The sequence below is a fragment of the Micromonospora sp. NPDC049799 genome, assembly GCF_040656655.1.
Taxonomy (GTDB): Bacteria; Actinomycetota; Actinomycetes; order Mycobacteriales; family Micromonosporaceae; genus Micromonospora.
Map to the genome: position 1 here is coordinate 1 of NZ_JBFAMU010000488.1, position 3,752 is coordinate 3,752.

Sequence of the window (3,752 nt, forward strand, 5' to 3'; positions counted from 1 at the left end):
CCGGCCCCGACCACCGCCAGTCTCGACCCGGCCGCCCTGCCGCGCTGCTTCGGTACGGTGCCGAACGTCGCCCACAGCCCGCTGCCGGTCGTCGACGCCGACGGGCGGGTGGTCCCGGGCACCGGCCTGCGGACGTTCGTCGACCCCCTGCCCACTCTGGGCACCGCCGTCACGACCGGCCCCGGACCGGCCGCCACGCTGCCGGTGGCGGTGCCGGACACCGTCACGTACCCGGGCTGCGACTACTACGAGATCGGCCTCCAGGAGTACGCGCAACGCCTGCACCGGGACCTGCCGGCCACCCGCCTGCGCGGCTACCGGCAACTCAACCTGGGCACCGACACCACCGGGCACAACACCGTCGCCCCGCCGGAGCGGCCGTGGCACCTCGGGCCGGTGATCATGGCCCGGCGCGGGCGGCCGGTCCGGGTGAAGTTCATCAACCAGCTTCCCACCGGCCAGGCCGGCGACCTCTTCCTACCGGTGGACACCACCCTCGACGGAGCCGGCGTCGGTCCGCTGGACGGCCCGGCGCCGTACCCGCAGAACCGGGCGGTGCTGCACCTGGCCGGCGCGGAGACCGGCTGGATCAGCGCCGGCAACCCGTGGCAGTGGATCACTCCGGCGGGTGAGATCACCCCGTACCCGACCGGGGCCGGACTGACCCACGTGCCCGACATGCCGCATCCCGGCGCCGGGGCGACGACGTTCTACTACCCCAACGACCAGAGCGGCCGGCTGCTGTGGTTCCACGACAACACCGCCGGCCTGTCCCGCCTGACGGTCTACTCGGGACAGGTGGCGCTCTACCTGCTCACCGACCCGGTCGAGGACGAGCTCATCGCCGACGGGGTGCTGCCGGCCGAGCAGGTCCCGCTGGTGTTCGAGGACAAGACGTTCGTCCCGGACGACAGCCAGCTCGCCGTCGAGGACCCCACCTGGGACCGGGTCCGGTGGGGAGCCCGGGGCAGCCTCTGGCACCCGCACGTCTACCAGGCCCGGCAGAACCCGTACCGGGCCGGTGGGACCAACCCGACCGGGCGCTGGGACTACGGGCCGTGGTCGCGTACCGCCGCCGACGCCGCCGTGGACGGCGGCGGCACCGGACGGGCGGACCTCCCGGGGCCGGTGCCGAACCCGCACCACGACCCGGTGACCGCGCCCGACGAGCCACCGACGGCGCCGGACGTGCCGCACCCGTCCGCGGTGCCGGAGGCCTTCGGCGACACCGTGCTGGTCAACGGGGTGGCCTACCCGTGGCTGTCGGTCGCGCCCCGGACGTACCGGTTCCGGATCCTCAACGCCTGCACCGACCGCAGTCTCAACCTCCAGCTCTACCGGGCCCACCCGGCCGGGGACGACCGGGGCGCGGGTGAGGTGCCGATGGTGGAGGCCGCGCGCGCGCCGGATCGACCGGCGGGCTGGCCGACGGACGGGCGCGACGGCGGCGTGCCGGACCCGGCCGCCGCCGGGCCGGACTTCGTGCAGATCGGCAACGAGGCCGGGCTCCTGCCGGGCCCCGCGGTGATCGCCAGCCGGCCGGTGTCCTTCCGGTACGACCGCCGCGACCCGACGGTGCTCAACGTGGACGGGCACGCCCTGCTGGTCGCCCCCGGCGAGCAGGCCGACGTGCTGGTGGACTTCTCCACCGTCGATGCCGGGGAGTCGCTGATCCTCTACAACGACGCGCCGGCCCCACTGCCCGGCTACGACCCCCGGTACGACCACCACAACCACGCCCCGGACCTGACCGCCGAGGGCGGCACCCCGCCCAGCCGGCCGGGGTACGGGCCGAACACCCGCACCCTGCTCCAGTTCCGGGTGACCGGTGACCCGTCCCCTCCGTACGACCTGGCCCGTCTGCGGGAGCGGCTGCCCCGCGCGTACGCGACCAGCCAACGCCCTCCGATCGTGCCGCAGCCGGCGTACGACGCGGCCTTCGGCACCCGGACCGCTCGGGAGACCGCGGTCCCCGTGCACGCCACCACGGTCACCTTCGTCCCGGCCGGCGGCAGCGCGCCGGTCATCCTGCCGCTCGCGGTCAAGACCGTGCAGCAGGTCTTCGAACCCGACCACGGCCGGCTGGCGGGGCGGCTCGGTGTCGGCCACCCGAACGCTGGGCCGCTCTCCCCGACCGCCCTGCCGCTCGGCCCGACGGACCCGGCCACCGAGGTGGTGCACGTCAGCGACCCGGCGCTGCCGGTGGGCGTCCCCGCCGACGGGACGCAGGTGTGGCGCATCCGGGGCGACGGCCGGCAGACCCAGCCGGTCCGGCTGGACGGCTGCGACGTGCAACTGGTCAACCGGGTCGGCTGGGACGGCACGCTGCGCCGGCCGCACCCGAACGAGCTGGGGTGGAAGCAGGTGGTCCGGGTCAATCCCCGGGAGGACGTCGTCGTGGCCCTGCGGCCCGTCGCGCCCGCCCTGCCGTTCAAGATCGGCGACAGCGTACGGCTGCTGGACCCGGCGCGGCGGGCCGGCACCGGAACCGGCTCGACGCCGGTCAGCCCGTTCGACGGCCGGCCCGTGCAGGTGGTGAACCAGCTCGTCAACCTGGGCTGGGAGTACCGCTGGCACACGCAGCTCGCCGGCTACCGGGACCTGGGCATGAGCCGCCCCCTGGTGCTGCGGGTCGCCCCGAAGGCGCCCACCGGCCTGACCGCCACCCCGGCGCCCGGGTCGGCCACCGCCCTGCCGGCGATCGCGCTGGCCTGGACCGGCAACGGCAGCCGCCCGCCGGCCACCAGTCACCTGCTCCAGCGGGCCACCGACGCCACCTTCACCACCGGCCTGACGTCGATCACCGTGGCGGCGAACGCGACCCGGTGGACCGACGCGAGCGTCATCCCGGGCGTCACCTACCACTACCGCATCCGCGCCGAGAACGCCGTCAGCTGCTCCACCTGGTCGAACAGCGTCCCCGCCGCGGTGCACCTCGGCGCGCCGACCGGCCTCGGCGCGGCGGTGCCCCCGGCGGCCCCCCTGCGGGTGGCGCTGCGCTGGGCCAACCGGTCGTTCGCCACCGGCATCGACGTGCAGCGGGCCACCAATCCGACCTTCAGCAGCGGCCCCGGCACCACCGCGATCGGGGTCGGCGACAACCACCTGGACGCCGCCGTCGCACCGGACACGACGTACTACTACCGGGTCCGCACGACGTACCTGGGTGCCGCCTCACCGTGGTCGACGGTCGCGCAGGTGACCACGCCGCCCCGACCCGCCGCACCCGCCGCGCTGACTGTCACCTCCAGCGCGTCGGGGCCGGACACCGCGACGGTGATCCTCGGCTGGGCGGCGAGCACGCCGGCCGGGCCGGGCGCCGGCTTCGTGGTGCAACGCGCGCTGGATCCGGCGTTCACCCGCGAGCTGGCCACGTTCACGGTGACCGGACGCGGCTTCACCAACACCGGCCTGGCCCGGGGGGTCACCTACCACTACCGCATCCGGTCGTTCAACGTCGTCGGCACCTCCCCGTTCACGGGCCCGGTCCCGGTGACGACGCCCGGATGACTCCGAGCAGGGGGCGACCCGGGGTCAGAGTGTGCGCAGGGGTGCGCCGACGGCGCGCAGCTCGGCCAGTGCCGACGAGACGCCGTGCAGCAGGTCGGTCGCCTCGACCAGGCGGTTCGCCGCGGCGTGCTCGGTGCCCGGGCGCGCGTCCTCCGCCACGTAGCCCGCGGCGGCCACCACCAGCCGCTCGTACGCGGCGACGCCGCTCTCCAGCTGCGCGGTCAGCGCCGCGTGCGCCTCGG

The 3,752-nt window shown here is 75.5% G+C and carries 1 protein-coding gene and 1 pseudogene; one reads left to right on the forward strand and one right to left on the reverse strand.

Annotation, left to right across the window (positions count from 1 at the left end):
- The coding region (locus AB0I76_RS25005) for a hypothetical protein (RefSeq protein WP_357040064.1) at positions 1–3,510 on the forward strand (3,510 nt) is incomplete at its 5' end.
- Positions 3,511–3,534: 24 nt separating this feature from the next.
- On the opposite strand, the pseudogene AB0I76_RS25010 reads toward AB0I76_RS25005, so the two are convergent.
- Positions 3,535–3,752 (reverse strand): annotated as a pseudogene (locus AB0I76_RS25010) (hypothetical protein); the annotation flags it as partial.